This window comes from Streptomyces sp. NPDC058579, from assembly GCF_042718575.1.
Classification (GTDB): Bacteria; Actinomycetota; Actinomycetes; order Streptomycetales; family Streptomycetaceae; genus Streptomyces.
In genome coordinates this window covers 154,515-170,370 of the sequence record NZ_JBHXPI010000004.1, presented here as the reverse complement: position 1 = coordinate 170,370, position 15,856 = coordinate 154,515, and the positions used below count along the sequence as shown (strand labels likewise).

At 73.3% G+C, this 15,856-nt stretch carries 9 protein-coding genes; 8 read left to right on the top strand and 1 reads right to left on the bottom strand.

What is annotated here, in order from left to right:
* Window positions 1-38: 38 nt before the first annotated feature.
* From ACFWRO_RS07820 to ACFWRO_RS07790, 7 genes are all read left to right on the top strand, one after another.
* Window positions 39-3,431, top strand: coding sequence for a tubulin-like doman-containing protein (locus ACFWRO_RS07820; protein ID WP_384505818.1), 3,393 nt, complete (start codon window positions 39-41; stop codon window positions 3,429-3,431).
* Entirely contained in the window at window positions 3,428-5,920 is a 2,493-nt protein-coding gene (locus ACFWRO_RS07815; RefSeq protein WP_384505815.1) for a hypothetical protein, read from the top strand. The genes ACFWRO_RS07820 and ACFWRO_RS07815 overlap by 4 nt, the downstream gene beginning before the upstream one ends.
* Window positions 5,917-8,127 carry a hypothetical protein gene (locus tag ACFWRO_RS07810; RefSeq protein WP_384505812.1) on the top strand — a complete coding sequence of 737 codons (2,211 nt, stop codon included), beginning with the start codon at window positions 5,917-5,919 and terminating at the stop codon, window positions 8,125-8,127. Before ACFWRO_RS07815 ends, ACFWRO_RS07810 begins: the two co-directional genes overlap by 4 nt.
* Window positions 8,124-10,244 (top strand): hypothetical protein, encoded by a 2,121-nt coding sequence (locus ACFWRO_RS07805; protein ID WP_384505809.1) that lies wholly within the window; start codon window positions 8,124-8,126, stop codon window positions 10,242-10,244. Before ACFWRO_RS07810 ends, ACFWRO_RS07805 begins: the two co-directional genes overlap by 4 nt.
* Window positions 10,245-10,284: 40 nt before the next feature.
* Window positions 10,285-11,517 carry an arginine deiminase gene (locus ACFWRO_RS07800; RefSeq protein ID WP_384505806.1) on the top strand — a complete coding sequence of 411 codons (1,233 nt, stop codon included), beginning with the start codon at window positions 10,285-10,287 and terminating at the stop codon, window positions 11,515-11,517.
* 151 nt (window positions 11,518-11,668) lie between these two features.
* A complete protein-coding gene (gene argF / locus ACFWRO_RS07795; protein WP_384505803.1) occupies window positions 11,669-12,679 on the top strand; it encodes an ornithine carbamoyltransferase in 1,011 nt (336 codons plus the stop codon).
* Between the two features lie 184 nt (window positions 12,680-12,863).
* Window positions 12,864-14,336 carry an amino acid permease gene (locus ACFWRO_RS07790; protein ID WP_384505800.1) on the top strand — a complete coding sequence of 491 codons (1,473 nt, stop codon included), beginning with the start codon at window positions 12,864-12,866 and terminating at the stop codon, window positions 14,334-14,336.
* On the opposite strand, the gene ACFWRO_RS07785 is transcribed toward ACFWRO_RS07790, so the two are convergent.
* Entirely contained in the window at window positions 14,290-14,733 is a 444-nt protein-coding gene (locus ACFWRO_RS07785; protein ID WP_384505797.1) for an ATP-binding protein, read from the bottom strand. The two genes, ACFWRO_RS07790 and ACFWRO_RS07785, sit on opposite strands and share 47 nt — an antisense overlap.
* 295 nt (window positions 14,734-15,028) lie before the next feature.
* On the opposite strand from ACFWRO_RS07785, the gene ACFWRO_RS07780 reads away from it, so the two are divergent.
* Window positions 15,029-15,856, top strand: coding sequence for an enoyl-CoA hydratase family protein (locus tag ACFWRO_RS07780; RefSeq protein WP_384505794.1), 828 nt, complete (start codon window positions 15,029-15,031; stop codon window positions 15,854-15,856).

The following is a 15,856-nucleotide window of genomic DNA, read 5'->3' as shown; positions in this document are numbered from 1 at the left end:
CACCGACCGCACCACCACGGTCTCAAGGGGAGACGCACATGAAGATCTACCAGCCCATGCTCTTCGTCGGCCTGGGCGGCACCGGCGGACGCATCGGCAGCGAACTGGAGCGGAGCCTGCGCAGAGAGCTGTGCGGCCCCGACGGCACCGACCTCGTCGACGGCGGCAAGCGGCTGCCGTTCCAGCTGCCCGAGTGCCTCCAGTTCGTCTACGCCGACTTCAGCGAGGGCGACCTGCTGCACCAGCCTCAGTTCAAGGCCAAGGGCGCCGAGAGCCAGGCCTACGCCCGTACGTCCAGGATGGTCCGCGACCTGCTGCCGGCCGAGTTCGACTCCTCTCCCGACGTGACCCGCATGCTGCGGATCGCGCTGCACGAGGAGACCCGTTCGTGGCTGCCGCCGCAGGCCCGCCAGCCCCGGGTCGCCCCGCTGCACGACGGCGCGGGCCAGCTGCCGACCGTGGGCCGCGCCGCGCTCTTCGCGACGATGCGCCACGGTCTCGAACCGGTCCTGCGCCAGCTGCGCGAGGCCATCAGCGCCATCGGCACCTCGGCCGGTGACCTCCAGCGGGTCGGCGGCGGCCGGATCCGGGGCTGCGACGTCTTCGTCGCCTTCTCGGTGGCGGGCGGCACCGGAGCCGGGATCTTCTACGACTTCCTCCACCTCATCGGGCACGAGTTCCGCAACGCGAAGGTGCGCGGCGTGAAGATCTACCCGCTGGTCGTCATGCCCTCGGCGTTCCCGCCCGAGGCGGGCGGCGGCCGCGAGGCCGAACTGAACGCCGCCCGCTCCCTGGTGGACCTCTCGCGGCTCGTCGACGACCAGAACGTGCCGGACGCGCTCGACGAACTGGGCGACGTCGAGCAGCGCAGCCGGATCAGCGTCCACTACCCGGGCGAGGGCGCGGTCAAGCTGCGGGCCTCGACCGTGCAGACCGCGTTCCTGTTCTCCAAGCCCGCCGTCATCCGCCCCGAGGACCTGCGCCGCTCCATCACGGCGATGGTGATGTCCCTCATCGGCACCGAGGTCGGCGAGGACAACGGCGGCCCCGGGGCCAACCGGGGGAACGACGACGACTACCAGTCCTTCGCCGCCAGCTTCGTCAACAAGAGCGTGGAACGGTCCACTCCGGCCCGTACCGGCATCGGCTACCGCGGCATGTCCACCAGCCTCGCCGCCTCCCTCACCGTGCCCGTCGACGACCTCGCCGAGATCGTCGCCGCGCGCCTCCTCGCCCAGGCCGTCCGGGGCATGACCGAGCGGGCCCGCCGCCCCTCCTCCGACTCCCCGGAGCTGGTCAAGGAGCTCTTCAACCGGTCGGGGGTCGGGCGGCTCTGGGTCCGCGAGGCCCCCGACGTGCCCGCGCCTGAGGAACTGCCCAAGGGGAGCCGGGCGATCACCAGGGCGCTGTTCGACCGGCTCGGTGACATGGAGGACTCCCTCGACCGCCTCACGAGCACCCTGGAGCGCGAAGTGCCGCGCCTGGTCGAGGAGTTCAAGCCGGGTACCGGCGTACGGGAACTCCTCGACAAGATCGGTCCCTTCCAGCTGGAGGCCGTCCTGAACGGTCTGCCCGGCCACACGGACCGGATCGGCAGGGAGGGGTTCACCGGCATGCTCGACAACCGGCGCAACGAACCCGAACGGCCCCCGCACGTCCACAACCAGCCACCCGTGATCCCGCACATCAAGCGCAGCGCGGGCGGTCTCGTACCGGCCCGGTGGAGCGACCCCGACGTCCAGGACGCGCTCGCCGAACAGGAGGACTGGTACACCTGGCGGGCCCGGAAGCTCTGGCACAGCGGCTGGCAGGAGGGCGAGACGCAGTGGCGGGACCCGCTGCACCGCATCGTCCACGACCTCGGCGAGCTGACCAGCGCGCTGCGCGCCCACGAACAGGACGAGGGCCGCCTCTTCGCCGACCGCAGGCGCGAGCTCTACCGCGACGACCGCACGGGGATCACGTACCTCCTGCCCCCGCAGAACAGCCTGCGGGCCTTCTACGACGACGTCCTCGACCGGCTCGCGCAGAGCGAGCGGCTCCCCGAGAACGTCGACGCCGCCACCCTCCTCGGCCGGCTGGTCAGGGCCGAGGACTGGCGCTCCGCCCTGGACGCCGTCCGCCGCTCGCCGGGCGCCGCCGTCAAGGAGATCAAGCAGGTAGTCGAGCAGCGCGTGAAGCGGCTCTTCGGCGAGGCCAACGAGGACCGCTACACGCGGCCCCTGCTGCCGTCCATGGAGCTGCTGCTGCGGGCCGCGTCCGGGGACGAGGCCGCCGAGTCGAAGATCGACGTCCGCTGGCTCGAACAGTTCCGGGCCGGGATCGCCGGGCTGCTCCCGGTGGGCTTCAGCCCGGACGGCGGCGGACCGCTGAAGACCCTCATCGTGCACCCGGCGAGCGAGTCCGACACCCGCGCGTCCGAGTACCTCGCCGAGGACCTGAACCTGCCGGTCGGCGGAACGCAGGAGTTCCGGGCCGTGGACACCGACTCCATCACCGTGGTCCTCTTCCGCAGCGGGATGAACCTCACCGACATCTCCGAGGTCCGCAGTGTCCTCAAACTCTGGGCGGAGGCACGGGACTCGGCGGGCGAGGACGACTTCCTGCACTGGCGGCAGCGGCTCGGCTACCAGGACGACTGGCTGGTCTCCACCGAGGAGGACCGCACCCGGATCCTGCACCGGCTGCTCAACGCGATGTGGAACGGGAACATTCGGATCCAGGGACCGGCGGACTCCCCCGAACTGGTCCGCATCCGGCTCCAGGAGGGCGAGGGCGCGAGCATGTCGCTCCGCCTGGAGGGCTTCGACGGAGCGCTCTCCAGCTGGGCCGGCCTGCTGCGCGGCTACGAGCAGTCGGCACTGCTCGACGAGGGCCAGATCGTGGAGGTGTTCTGCGAGCGGCTGATGCGCTCGCTGCCCAAGGGGCTCACCCACGTCCCGGCCGACCCGTCGCCGCTCTTCGTCCACCTCATCGAGAAGGTCGTCCCGCGCCAGGTGGCGCTGCTCGACCAGTTGAGCACGGAGTACGACGAGCGGGACGCGCAATGGCTCGCGCCCCTGCGCCACTTCTGGACGGTGACCTTCCCGGCCGCCATGAACCGGCGCTTCTCGGGGTCGGGACATCCCGTTCGGCCCAGCCTCCAGGCCCTCTTCGACCGGTACGTACAGACACAGGCACAGGCGCATGCCCAAGTGCAGGCGCAGGCGCAGGCTGAGGCGCAAGCTCAGGCCCAAGCCCAAGCCCAGGCTCAGGCACAGGCACAGGCCCAAGCTCAGGCTCAGGCCGCGAGCCATTCGCCGGAACCGCCCCCGGAGTCCGTGCCCCGGCCCCGGCCCGAACCCCGGCCCGAGGCGGGCCCCCAGGCCCCGCCCCAGCCCGCGCCCGAGGACGTCCGCATCCCGTGGGCCCTGGACGGTGAGGAGGAGTGAGCCCCCGCGCGACCCCGGAGCACCCGGTGCCCGGCAACGCCGTGTGCCTCGACCTCAGGGCCCCGCTGCACGACCCCGACGGCGTCGTGCGCGCCGCGCTGGACGCCCCGCAGCCCCCCGGGGACCGGCGCTTCGTCGTGCTCGACGACGCCGAGATGCTCGTCGCCCACCAACTCCTGCACGAACGCCTGTCGTCGTACGGCCCCGCGCGGATCATCTGCCTCGCCGTCGGCGCCCCGGGGCAGCGCGTCCTGCACCGCTCCCTGACACTGCGCCCGCGCAACGCCGGGGTGCTGTGGCTGCTCGACGAGCCGGACGACGCCGCGCTGCGCCCGCTCGTGGACATCGTCTCGGGACCCGAGGTGTTCGGGGCCGTGCTCCGTGCGCTCGCGGAGGTGGTGCACGGCGTGGCCGTCCCCTCCGCGCGCGTCCTGGAGCACGACCTGACCGAGGAGGCCCGCGCCCGGTCCTGGCGGCAGGCCGTGGAGGGGCTCGCGGGACCGGACGTACCCGCCCAGGCTCCCTCGACGGACGGCGCGCCCGCCGAACTCGCCCTGCTCCTCGACGAGTCCGTCCCGCGTTCGCTCGCCGGGCACGACTGGCTGCCCGCCCACGGTCGGGCCGGTGGCCTGCTGCTCACCTGCGAGGAGGCCTGGGACGACGCCGTCGAGGGCCACGCGCGCGTGCGCGGTCCGGCCGGCTTCCTCGCGTCCCCCGACCGGTCGCCCGACCTGCCGGGGGACATCGAACGCCTTGCCGGTGCCCTGAAGCGCCTCCGAGCCGCCGTCGCCGACATGTTCGCCGTCGCGGGCGGGGCGAGGCTCACCGCCGAGCACCGGGGGCACCTGCGCGACCGGGGCGTCGAACTGCCCGAGATGCCGCGGGAGATCTCGCGCGCGGGGATCGTCCCGGCCCTGCGCGACCACACGTACGAACTCATCGACCGAGGGCTCCCGCTGCGCTCCGTCGCCGCCCGGCTCGCGGCCCTCTCGTCGCGCACGGCCCCGGCCGGCAGCGCCGCCCGGCTCGCCCGTCTCGACGAGATCTGCCCGCCCGAGGACCTGCACCGGATGGCCGCGCAGCAGCCATTCACGGCCGGCGGCTCCCGGTCCGTCGCGCTCGTGGTGACCGGTGTCCTCGCACTCCTCGCCGGGCTCTGGCCCGGCGCCGGCTGGGCCCTCGGGCCCGCCACCGGTGTCCTTGCCGCCGGCCTGGCCCATCTGATGCTGCGCCGCAGGCCCAACCGTTCACCGGACGGGCGGCTCGACGGCGGCGGCAGCACCGGCGCCGCGCCCCGGCTCTTCGGCGGCGTCGTCGGCGGGGTCCTCGGAGCGGCCGTGGGGCAGCTCCTCGGCCTCCCGCTCTGGGCGGGCGCCGTGACCTCCGTGGTCGCCGTCGCCGCCGTTGTCGGGCTCGCCCTGCGGGACTGGACGAGTGCCGTGGACGACTGGTGGACGCGGATGGACCCGGGGCACGCCGGCCCCCTGCTGAAGGAGATCCAGGACCTCGTGATCACGACGGCCGTGCACGACTGGCTCTTCGCCGACGTGCGCCACCACTGCGCCGAGGGCGCCGGGGCGGTCGCCCGACTGCTGCGCGGCCTCGCCGCGACGGCCGACGCGTACCCGTACCCGTACCCGTACTCGTACGAGGGGAACGCGCACGGCTCCGGTCGTCTCGGGCGCGCCCACGACCACGGCCCGGAGCGCAACGACCCTGCGGGCGGCGTGGACGCGGCCACGGGCATGGGAACGGGCACGGGCGAGGCCTGGAGCTGGGGCGACTGGGCGGACAGCGCGGGCGACGACCTCTGGTCCGACGGACCGGACGAGGACGACCTCGTTCCGGAGCCCCGCAAGCCCGAGCCCCCGGCGCCCGCCGAGCCCTTCGCCCCCACCGGGGCGGCCGGAGACCCGGCGCCCGCCTGGCTGGAGCGCCGGCACGGCGACGGCGGCCCCGCCCTCGTGGACACCCTCCTCGCCGACCTCGTCGAGGGCACCGTCCGCATCCTCGACGGCTGCTGGGCGGGGATCGAACGCGACCCGGCGAACGCCGGCCGGCTGCCCCTGGACGAGCGGCTGACCGAGCTGCTCGACGAGACCCGCGTCCGGCTCGAACGGGACGTCGCGGCCTCCCCGCCGCCCGGCTCGGGCGACCGGCGCGACCGCCCCGACGCGGCCCGGCTCACCGGTGTCGCGCCCGACGCCGTGGCCCGGCTGATAGCCGCCGACGACGGCCCCGACCACACGGTGCCGATGTGCGGGCCCGAGAATCTGCGGCTGCTCTCGCACGACCCCGGCGCCGTCCGCCAGGTCCGCTTCGTCCCCGAGACGATGCGGCGCGGAGCCACCGGCGACGACATCTGGCGGGGCACGGGGGAGGACGTGGAGTGGACCCGCGCGGGACGCCACGCCGGCGTCCTGCGGCTCGTACCGCTGCGCCCGGACGTGGTACGCATCGTCAGGGCAGAGGAGGCGGGAGCGCCATGACCGAATCCGACGACGACACCCGACACGCGCGACATGCCCGACACCCCGGGCTTCAGGAGGAGTTGGAGTTCTCCACGCACCTCGGGGACACGATCCGGTTCGCCGTCCGGTACGGCGCGGACCGCAGAGCGCCCGGCCGCCCCGGTGTGCTCGTCCGCGAGGTCACGCTGAGCGCCGGCTGGCCGGTCCTCCAGTACCGGCTGCCGCGCTCCGCGCAGGGGGACCCGCACGCGTACGGCGCCCTGGAACGGGAGGTGTCCGCCGCCGTGGCGCTCGAACGGCGTTACGGCACCGAGAAGTTCGGGGAGGTCTTCACCCGGGTCGTCGGCTTCGACCTGGAGGGCGCGGAGCCCTTCGTGCTCTACCGGCTGCCCGCCGGATCGCCGCTCACGGAGTGCGCCGACCGCCTCAACGGCGATGAACAGGCCTGGGTCCTCGCCCAACTCGCCCTCGCCGTACGGCTCCTTGACGAGGTGCACCTGGTGCACCGGACGATCGCCCCCGACACCGTGCGCTGGGACGGCACCCATGTGCGGCTGGGCGAGCCGTACGCCGTACTGCGCGCGGGCGAGGCCCGCGAGGCCTTCGGCGCGGCGCCGTGGGCCTCGCCCGAACAGCGCGCCGGGCGCGGCACCGCCGACACCCGCGACGACCTGTGGTCGGTCGGCAGGATCGGCTACTACCTCCTCTCCGGTCACCCCGACCGGGGCGAGGGCCCGCCCGAGGACCTCGGCGACTACCGCCGCCTCGCGGCGCTCGAACACAGCGGGCTCTTCGCCGCGGACGCGGCACAACGACCTTCGCCCGTAGAGCTGTTGCGGCTCCTGCACGTCCCGGACCCGCTCGCCACGGCCGTCGGCGCGCCCGATCCGCTCAGCCGGGGCCGCGCCGAGTTCGACGCCCACCTCGCCCGCAAACGCCGGGCGGCGGCGTCGCTGTCCCCGCCGGAGCCGAGCGGGACGGAGGACGGGCGGCAGCCGGGACGTGAGGGCGCCCGCAACCCCTACGACCTGGTGGCGCCCCGGCCCTCCCTGCGCGCCCGGCTGTTCGGCGGCGACTCCGCCGACCGGAACCCGCCGCGCCCCACCTCGCCCCCGCCCCCCGCTCCCGCGACGGTCGCCGTCCCGGCTCCGCGGCGACGCGGGCGGATGTGCCCGCACTGCCTGCTCTCCGTCGAGTACGACGAGAGTCTCCTCGTCACCATCGACACCAAGGGCAACCGGCTCCCGCTCGACCTCGCCGCCGAACAGCGGCCGGCGCACCGCCGGGAGCTCCTGCGCAAGGCGTACCACCTGTGCCCCCACGCCGGGCCTGGCGACGAGGCGCACGAACTGCCCGTGCCGTACCTGACCAACGGGGAGCCGCTCTCCATCGCCTTCGTCGGCAGCTCCTCCGTCGGCAAGACCCATCTCCTCGCGGCCATGCTCGGCGAGGTCGAACTCGGCGGCCTGGAGCGGTACGGACTGAAGTGCCTGCCGCTCAACCCGGACACGCACCGCGCGTTCCTGCGCGAGCGCGTGCAGAGCCTGCAGCAGGGACGGCGGCTCGGCAGCACCGTCCAGCAGACCTTCGCCCGGTTCGCCGACGGCCTGCTCGTCTCCGCCCGGGGCGCGACGCCCCGGCCCGTCGTCTTCTTCGACCTGGCCGGCGAGGACCTCGCCCAGGACGGCATGGTGACGAACTTCCTGTCGGGCGTCGACGCGTTCGTCTTCGTCCTCGATCCGCTGCGCGCCCTGCGCATGCCCTCGCTCGACCCGGTCCGCGAACAGGACGGGCTGCCCCTGCGGGACCTGGGGGACGAGGCGTTCACCACGGTCCTCAACCGGATGGAGCGGCCGGCCGACGGACTGATCGGCGCGCCGGCGGCGATCGCCGTCAACAAGTCCGACTTGGTCCGCTTCGAACCGGCCGTCGACCGCTGGCTGGGCCGCGCGCTGCCGCCGAGGATCGACCGGGAGGCGCTGCGGGCCGAGAGCCGCGACGCGTACGCCTTCCTGGCCCACTACGCGAGCCGCGCCTGGCTCAAGCCCTTCGACGACAGCGCGCGCTGCACGCTGCACTTCGTCGCGGCGACCGGCGGGCAGGCGAAGGGTGACCGGTTCCCGCACGGGGCCCGGTCGCGCCGGGTCCTCGCGCCGCTGTTGTCCATCTTCGCCATGTGCGGGCTGCTTCCCGGGGCGGAACCGATCGAGGAGGGGGCCGGATGAGCCGGTCGAGATACGAGGCGGACCAGATCGTCTTCCGCTGGGACAGCGAGAACGCCGTCGGCACCACGGGGTTCGGACCGGTGGCGTGGTCGGGCCAGCGGGACGAGGTGGAGGCCCTCTTCCAGATCTACGGAGCGCTGCTGCGGGCGAGCGGGGAGGAGACCCGGCCCGCGCTGCTCCGGGTGGAGCAGCCCGCGGGCGTCGTCCTGATCCGCCGCACGCCCGGACGGGACCCCGGCGGGCGGGCGTCGGTCGTCTGCCACGCTCTCGTCGGCTCGCCGGAGCTGCTCGACCCGGCGTTCTGCCTCGGGCTGCACGGCTGGGACTGGCAGGGGGCGGAGCTGCCTTCGGGGCTGATACGGGGGGCGCTGCCCGTCGTCCAGAGGGAGGCGCTGGTGGCCTCGGCGGTGGCCGGTCAGCGGGCGCTCGACCTGGCGCTGCCCGGAGTGGAGCACGAACTCACGGGCGTGGTCGCGGAGTTGCTACGGCACCCACAGGCGCGGTTCACGGTCCTGGACGAGCGGGGCGACACCGCGTACGCGGTGCTGCGGGGGCTGCACGCGATGTTCACCGACGTACCGCGCCCGCGCCGCTGGACCTTCGCGAGCCACGACACGGTCGAACTGAACAAGCTGCGCTACGTGTTCGTCGGCCAGTGGTCGGGGGCGGCCAGTCGGAACACGGACCGCCGCCGGGTGGACCCGCGCGAGCGGATCGGCGACCGGGCGGAGGAGCTCGCGGCCCGCCTGGTCCACCACCACCTCGACGGCCCGGAGGGCGCGGTCGTCGCGGCCCTCCGCGAGGCCCCGGGCGCGAGCGACCTCACGCTCCTGGAGTCGGCCGGGCGGGCGGTGGCCCGCCTCGACGCCGCCCGCGCCCGCCGCGCGTCCGCCGACGACACCAAGCCCCCGGAGCCCGCGCGCGTCCCGGCCTGGGTCCAGGACGAGGACGCCTCGTACGGGGTTCCGGAGGGGGGCGGGGCCCCACCGGTCGAGCATGTCGTGCCTGTTGAGCCGGTCGTACCGGTCGAGCCCGTCGTGCCTGTCGTACCGGTCGAGCCCGTGGCCCCGCCGACCTGGCCTCCCGCTCCGTACCAGCCACCTCAGGTACTTCAGCCACCGCAGCCACCGCAGCCACCGCAGCCACCGCAGCCACACCAACCACCCCAGCCACACCAACCACCCCAGCCACACCAACCACCCCAGACACACCAACCACCCCCGCCTCCACCCCCGCCACCACCCCCGCTTCAGTCCCACGGCGACGTGCCCGTCGTGACCCCCGTGTGGCGAGGGCCCGAGGGGGGCAAGGCCTGGTGGCGCATGGGGCGGTCGCGGCGCGGGAGGCCGGTGGAGACCGGTCTCGTACGGTGGCTCGCCGCCGACGTGGACGACGCCGAGGCACGCGTCCGGGCGGCCGGTGACCGTGAACTGCTCACCGCGCTCCGGGGGCACCGCCCGTACCGGGTCACCACCCTCCTCATGCGCGAGATCGCCCGCCGGCTGCCCAACTGGCCGCAGCTCCTACGGCGCGAGTTCGGCGACCTCGTCATCGCCCACGAGTTCTTCGTGACGGCACCGCGCTCCGCCCTCCTCGGCGAACCCGACGAGGCCGACCGTGCCGCCAACGCGGCCGCCCTGTACCGCTGGGCCGTGCGCCCGCTCCTGGACGAGGGCGACGCCCCGGCGAACGGCGTGCTCGTCGCGCTCCTGACCCGGCTCCGGGCGAGCCCGGTCCCCGCCGCCCGGGCGGCCTTCCAGCAGATCGTGGACGACGAGCGGCCCGGCCTCCCCGAGGCCGTCTGGCGGGTGCTCGTCCAGGACCCCGCACTCCCCCCGGAACCCGTTCCGACGCCCGTGGCCTTCCAGGCCGCGCCGGTCCAGGCCCCGGCCTACCAGGCCTCACAGCCCCAGGCCTACCAGGCTGCACAGTCCCAGGCCCCGACCTTCCAAGCCCCGTACCCCCAGACCCCGCAGCCCCCCGTACCCTCACCCCCGCCGCCGACTTCGGCGCCGGCGCCCCCGCGTCCCCCCGGCGACGGGAAGCTCGTCTTCGTGGCGCTCCTCGCCGTGATAGTCACCCTCGTCTCCGTCATCGTGTCGATGGTCGTGACGTGAGAACCACGCGTGAGCCGCCCGGCTCCGTCAGGATGGGCGCATGGGATTCCATGTCGATTCCGAGACCGGGCGGCTCCGCCGCGTCATACTGCACCGGCCCGATCTGGAGCTGAAGCGGCTGACACCATCCAACAAGGATGCTCTCCTCTTCGACGACGTGCTCTGGGTGCGCCGCGCACGCCAGGAGCACGACGGGTTCGCCGACGTGCTGCGCGACCGGGACGTCGAGGTCCATCTCTTCGGGGATCTCCTCGCCGAGTCCCTCGAACTGCCCGCCGCCCGCAAGCTCGTCCTCGACCGGGTCTTCGACGAGAAGGAGTACGGCCCCCTCGCCGCCGACCACCTCCGCGCGGCCTTCGACTCCCTGGACGCCGTCACGCTCGTGGAGGCGCTCGTCGGCGGGATGACGAAGCGGGAGTTCCTTGCGGCGCACCGCGAGCCCACCTCGGTCCGGTTCCACGCGATGGACCTGGACGACTTCATCCTCGGCCCGCTCCCGAACCACATCTTCACGCGGGACACCTCCGCCTGGATCTACGACGGCGTCTCCATCAACGCGATGCGCTGGCCCGCCCGGCAGCGCGAGACCGTCCACTTCGAGGCCATCTACAAGCACCACCCGCTCTTCGCCGGCCCGGAGGCGGGCAGCTTCCACCTCTGGTCCGAGGGCCAGGCCGACTACCCGTCCACCATCGAGGGCGGCGACGTCCTCGTCATCGGCAACGGAGCCGTCCTGATCGGCATGAGCGAGCGGACCACCCCGCAGGCGGTGGAGATGCTGGCCCGGGGGATGTTCGCGGCCGGCTCGGCCCGGACGATCATCGCCCTCGACATGCCGAAGCGGCGCGCGTTCATGCACCTGGACACGGTGATGACGATGGTCGACCACGACACCTTCACGCAGTACGCGGGGCTCGGCATGCTCCGCTCGTACACGATCGAGCCGGGCGACGAGGGCCAGTCCCTGCGGGTCACCGACCATCCGCCCGAGCACATGCACAGCGCGATCGCCGCCGCGCTCGGCCTCCAGGACATCCGGGTCCTCACCGCGACCCAGGACGTCCACGCGGCGGAGCGCGAGCAGTGGGACGACGGCTGCAACGTCCTCGCCGTCGAGCCGGGCGTGGTCGTGGCGTACGAGCGGAACGCGACCACCAACACCCATCTGCGCAAGCAGGGCATCGAGGTGATCGAGATCCCCGGCAGCGAGCTGGGCCGGGGGAGGGGCGGCCCGCGCTGTATGAGCTGCCCGGTGGAGCGCGACGCCGTGTGAACCCGACCGGGCCGGGGGCGGCCGAGGCGTCGCGTGTGCGGGGTCACTGTATAGCCATGCTGATTGGCGTATAGACTTCCAGTCGCAGACTTGTTCGTCGTCGTCCTTCCGTCGTCGCCTCGCCGTCCCCGACCGTATCCAGGAGCGCCCCATGGCCACCGACCTCATCGGCCGCCACTTCCTCAAGGAGCTGGACTTCTCCGCCGAGGAGTTCCGCGGTCTGATCGACCTGGCCGCCGAGCTGAAGGCGGCCAAGAAGGCGGGCGTCGAGGTCCAGCGGCTCCGGGGCCGGAACATCGCCCTGATCTTCGAGAAGACCTCGACCCGGACCCGCTGCGCCTTCGAGGTCGCCGCCGCCGACCAGGGCGCCTCGACCACGTACCTGGACCCCGCCGGCTCGCAGATCGGCCACAAGGAGTCGGTCAAGGACACCGCCCGGGTCCTCGGCCGGATGTTCGACGCCATCGAGTACCGCGGCGACAACCACGAGAAGGTCGAGGCGTTCGCCGCGCACGCCGGCGTCCCCGTGTTCAACGGTCTGACGGACGACTGGCACCCCACCCAGATGCTCGCCGACGTCCTCACCATGACCGAGCACACGGACAAGCCGCTCGACGAGGTCACCTTCGCCTACCTCGGCGACGCCCGGCTGAACATGGGCAACTCCTACCTCGTGACCGGCGCCCTCCTCGGCATGGACGTCCGGATCGTGGCCCCGAAGGCGTACTGGCCGGGCGAGGCGGTCGTCGCCTCGGCGCACGCCCTCGCGGAGACCAGCGGCGCGACGATCACCCTCACCGAGGACGTCGGCGAGGGCGTCAGGGGCGCGGACTTCGTCGCCACCGACGTCTGGGTCTCCATGGGGGAGCCCAAGGAGGTGTGGGACCAGCGGATCGCCGACCTCCTGCCGTACGCCGTGACCATGGACGTGCTGCGCGCCACCGGCGAGCCGGCCGTGAAGTTCCTGCACTGTCTGCCGGCCTTCCACGACCTCGGGACGGCCGTCGGCCGCGACATCCACGCCCGGCACGGGCTGAGCGAGCTGGAGGTCTCCGACGAGGTCTTCGAGTCGGACCACTCCGTCGTCTTCGACGAGGCCGAGAACCGGATGCACACCATCAAGGCGGTCCTCGTCGCCACGATGGCCGGCGACCTCGGCTAGTCGTGGCCGCAGCTCGCGGATGGTCATAGCCGCAGCTCACGGATAGCGATACGCCCGATTGGGTGTATATGCGCTCTCATGGTTACCATCGGATCGATTGGTGGGGTTCGGGCTCACAAGCCCGGACCCCACTCGTGCGTCCACACCCCGGGCGCCCCGCTTGATCAGAGATGAGAACCCCCGCATGTCCCCGTCCGCGCCGCGGATCAAATCCCCCCAGCAGTTGATCGCCGAATCCGGCGCGGACCTCGAAGGCCACGGCCTCAAGCGCACCATGGGCCTCTTCCAGCTCATGTGCTTCGGCATCGGCGCGATCGTCGGCACCGGGATCTTCGTCGGCCTCTCCGACAGCGTCGCCGAGGCGGGCCCCGCCGTCGTCGTCTCCTTCGTCCTGGCCGCGATCACCTGCGTCTTCACCGCCTTCTCCTTCGCCGAGCTGGGCGGCGCGATCCCCGTCTCCGGGTCCTCCTACTCCTTCGCGTACGCGAGCCTCGGCGAGCGGGTCGCCTTCCTCGTCGGCTGGTGCCTGCTCCTGGAGTACGGCGTCTCGGTCTCCGCGGTCGCAGTCGGCTGGAGCCAGTACCTGAACGAGCTCCTGGACAGCCTCGTCGGGCTGAGCCTGCCGCAGGCGCTCTCCGCCGGACCCGGCGACGGCGGTGTCGTCAACCTGCCCGCCGTCGTCGTCATCGCGCTGGCCGCCGTGCTCCTGGTGCGCGGGGTCCGGGAGAGCGCCCGGGCGACGGCCGCGATGGCCGTCCTCAAGCTCGGGATCCTGGTCCTCTTCTGCGCGATCGGCTTCAGCGCCTTCCAGGACGGCAACCTCGCGCCGTTCGCCACCCACGGCGCCGCCGGGATCACCGCGGGCGCGTCCGTGGCGTTCTTCTCGTACATCGGCTTCGACGCCATCACCACCGCGGGCGAGGAGGTCAAGAACCCCCGCCGCAACATCCCCATCGCGATCCTCGTCTGCATCGGGGTCGTCACGCTGCTCTACGGCGCGGTGGCGCTCTCCGCGATCGGCGCACTCGGTGCCGACGCCGTCGCCGACAAGCCGGCCGCGCTCTCGCTCGTCGTCGACCAGGTCACCGGGTCGACGATCGGCGGCGGGATCATCGCCTTCGGCGCCGTTGTCGCGATCGCGTCCGTCGTCCTCGCGGTGATGTACGGGCAGACCCGCATCCTGATGTCGATGTCCCGGGACGGGCTCGTCCCCCGGGTCTTCGAGCGGGTCTCGCCGAAGAGCGCGACCCCCGTCGCCAACACGTGGATCGTGGCGGCCGTCTTCGCCGTCCCGGCCGCGTTCGCCTCGCTCGACGTGGTGGTCGGCCTGACGACCATCGGCACGCTCGCCGTCATGGCCGTCGTCAACATCGCGGTGATCGCGCTGCGCCGCCGCGACCCGGAGCTGCCGCGCTCCTTCCGGGTGCCGCTCTACCCGCTGAGCCCGGTGCTCGGGGTCGGCTTCTGCCTGTACCTGATCTGGGGCACGGGCTGGGCGACCTGGCTGCAGTTCGTGGTCTTCCTGGCCGTCGGAGCGCTCGTCTACGCGTTCTACGGGCGCCGCAACTCGCGGCTCGCGTCCGGTGCCGCGGACCGTACGGCCCCGGAGCTCAGTGCTCCGGCCGCCGACGCTGTGCAGGTTTCGCGGGAAGGGTGAACCAGACCGCCTTGCCCTGCGCGGTGGGGCGGTGGCCGCAGTCGCTGGAGAGCGCGCGGATGAGGAGCAGCCCGCGCCCGTGCTCCTGCCAGGGGTCGGGCCGCGCGACAGGCCCGTGGCCGATCAGCTCGCCGGGCCCCGCCGGCCGCCGGTCGTGCACCTCGACCTGACAGCCGCCCGGCAGCAGCTCGACGACCAGCTCGATGGGGTCCTCGGGGTCCGTGTGCTCCACGGCGTTGGCGACCAGCTCGGCGGTGAGCAGCTCGGCCGTGTCGCTGTCGGCGGGCGTTTCCAGCTCGGTGAGCGCGGTACGGACGAGGGCCCGGGCGATCGGCACGGCGGCGGTGGTGTGCGGAAGCTCGACGCGCCACGAGGTGGGGTCGGCGGCTTCGGCCATGGCGGGCTCCCTTCGCCGAGAGCGGTGGGCGGTGAGCGGTGAGCAGTGGGCAGGGCGGTGCGGTGCGGTGTGTGGGGAGGACGTGGGGGAGGACCTGAAGGAGCGTCTGCCCCGACACGTCCGGCTTTCAACCTTACGAACCGTGCCGGCCGATTCCATGGGCACCCCCTCCTTCTCGGCGGGGACCAGTGCCCCCAAGGCGCCGGGACCTTCGGGCCGCAGCGATATCGCGCACTCGTGACGGTGGTCACAACGCGGTGATACGCTCCGGGGAGGAGGAAGGGAGGGCGACCCCATGAGCCCCTTTACCGGCTCCGCACCCCGTACCGAGGGCTGGCAGCACCTGCGCCTCACCGTCGACGACGGCGTCGCCACCGTCACCCTCGACCGCCCCGCGAAACTCAACGCGCTCACCTTCGGCGCCTACGCCGACCTGCGCGACCTGCTTGCCGAGCTGTCCCGCGAGCGGGCCGTCCGCGCCCTCGTCCTCGGCGGCGAGGGGCGCGGCTTCTGCTCCGGCGGCGACGTGGACGAGATCATCGGCGCCACGCTCGCCATGGACACCGCCCAGCTGCTCGACTTCAACCGGATGACCGGACAGGTCGTCCGCGCGATCCGCGAGTGCCCCTTCCCCGTGATCGCCGCCGTCCACGGCGTCGCGGCAGGCGCCGGAGCCGTCCTGGCCCTCGCCGCCGACTTCCGGATCGCCGACCCCACCGCCCGCTTCGCCTTCCTCTTCACCCGCGTCGGGCTCTCCGGCGGCGACATGGGCGCGGCCTACCTCCTGCCACGGGTCGTCGGCCTCGGCCACGCGACCCGGCTCCTCATGCTCGGCGACCCGGTCCACGCGGCCGAGGCGGAGCGCATCGGCCTGCTCAGCGAGGTCACCGAGGAGGGCGGAGCCACCGCCCGCGCCGCCGAGCTCGCCCGCCGCCTCGCCGACGGGCCTGCCCTCGCCCACGCCCAGACCAAGGCCCTGCTCACCGCCGAACTGGACATGCCGCTCGCGGCCTCCGTCGAGCTGGACGCCGCCACCCAGGCGCTCCTGATGAACGGCGAGGACTACGCCGAGTTCCACGCCGCCTTCACCGAGAAACGCCCCCCGAAGTGGCGGGGGCGCTGA

What these genes read in the sequence shown, in the direction of transcription:
- ACFWRO_RS07820 (WP_384505818.1), top strand. Translation starts at nt 39, where the DNA reads ATGAAGATCTACCAGCCCATGCTCTTCGTCGGCCTGGGCGGCACCGGC.
- ACFWRO_RS07810 (WP_384505812.1), top strand. Translation starts at nt 5,917, where the DNA reads ATGACCGAATCCGACGACGACACCCGACACGCGCGACATGCCCGACAC.
- ACFWRO_RS07805 (WP_384505809.1), top strand. Translation starts at nt 8,124, where the DNA reads ATGAGCCGGTCGAGATACGAGGCGGACCAGATCGTCTTCCGCTGGGAC.
- ACFWRO_RS07800 (WP_384505806.1), top strand. Translation starts at nt 10,285, where the DNA reads ATGGGATTCCATGTCGATTCCGAGACCGGGCGGCTCCGCCGCGTCATA.
- argF (WP_384505803.1), top strand. Translation starts at nt 11,669, where the DNA reads ATGGCCACCGACCTCATCGGCCGCCACTTCCTCAAGGAGCTGGACTTC.
- ACFWRO_RS07790 (WP_384505800.1), top strand. Translation starts at nt 12,864, where the DNA reads ATGTCCCCGTCCGCGCCGCGGATCAAATCCCCCCAGCAGTTGATCGCC.
- ACFWRO_RS07785 (WP_384505797.1), bottom strand. Translation starts at nt 14,733, where the DNA reads ATGGCCGAAGCCGCCGACCCCACCTCGTGGCGCGTCGAGCTTCCGCAC.
- ACFWRO_RS07780 (WP_384505794.1), top strand. Translation starts at nt 15,029, where the DNA reads ATGAGCCCCTTTACCGGCTCCGCACCCCGTACCGAGGGCTGGCAGCAC.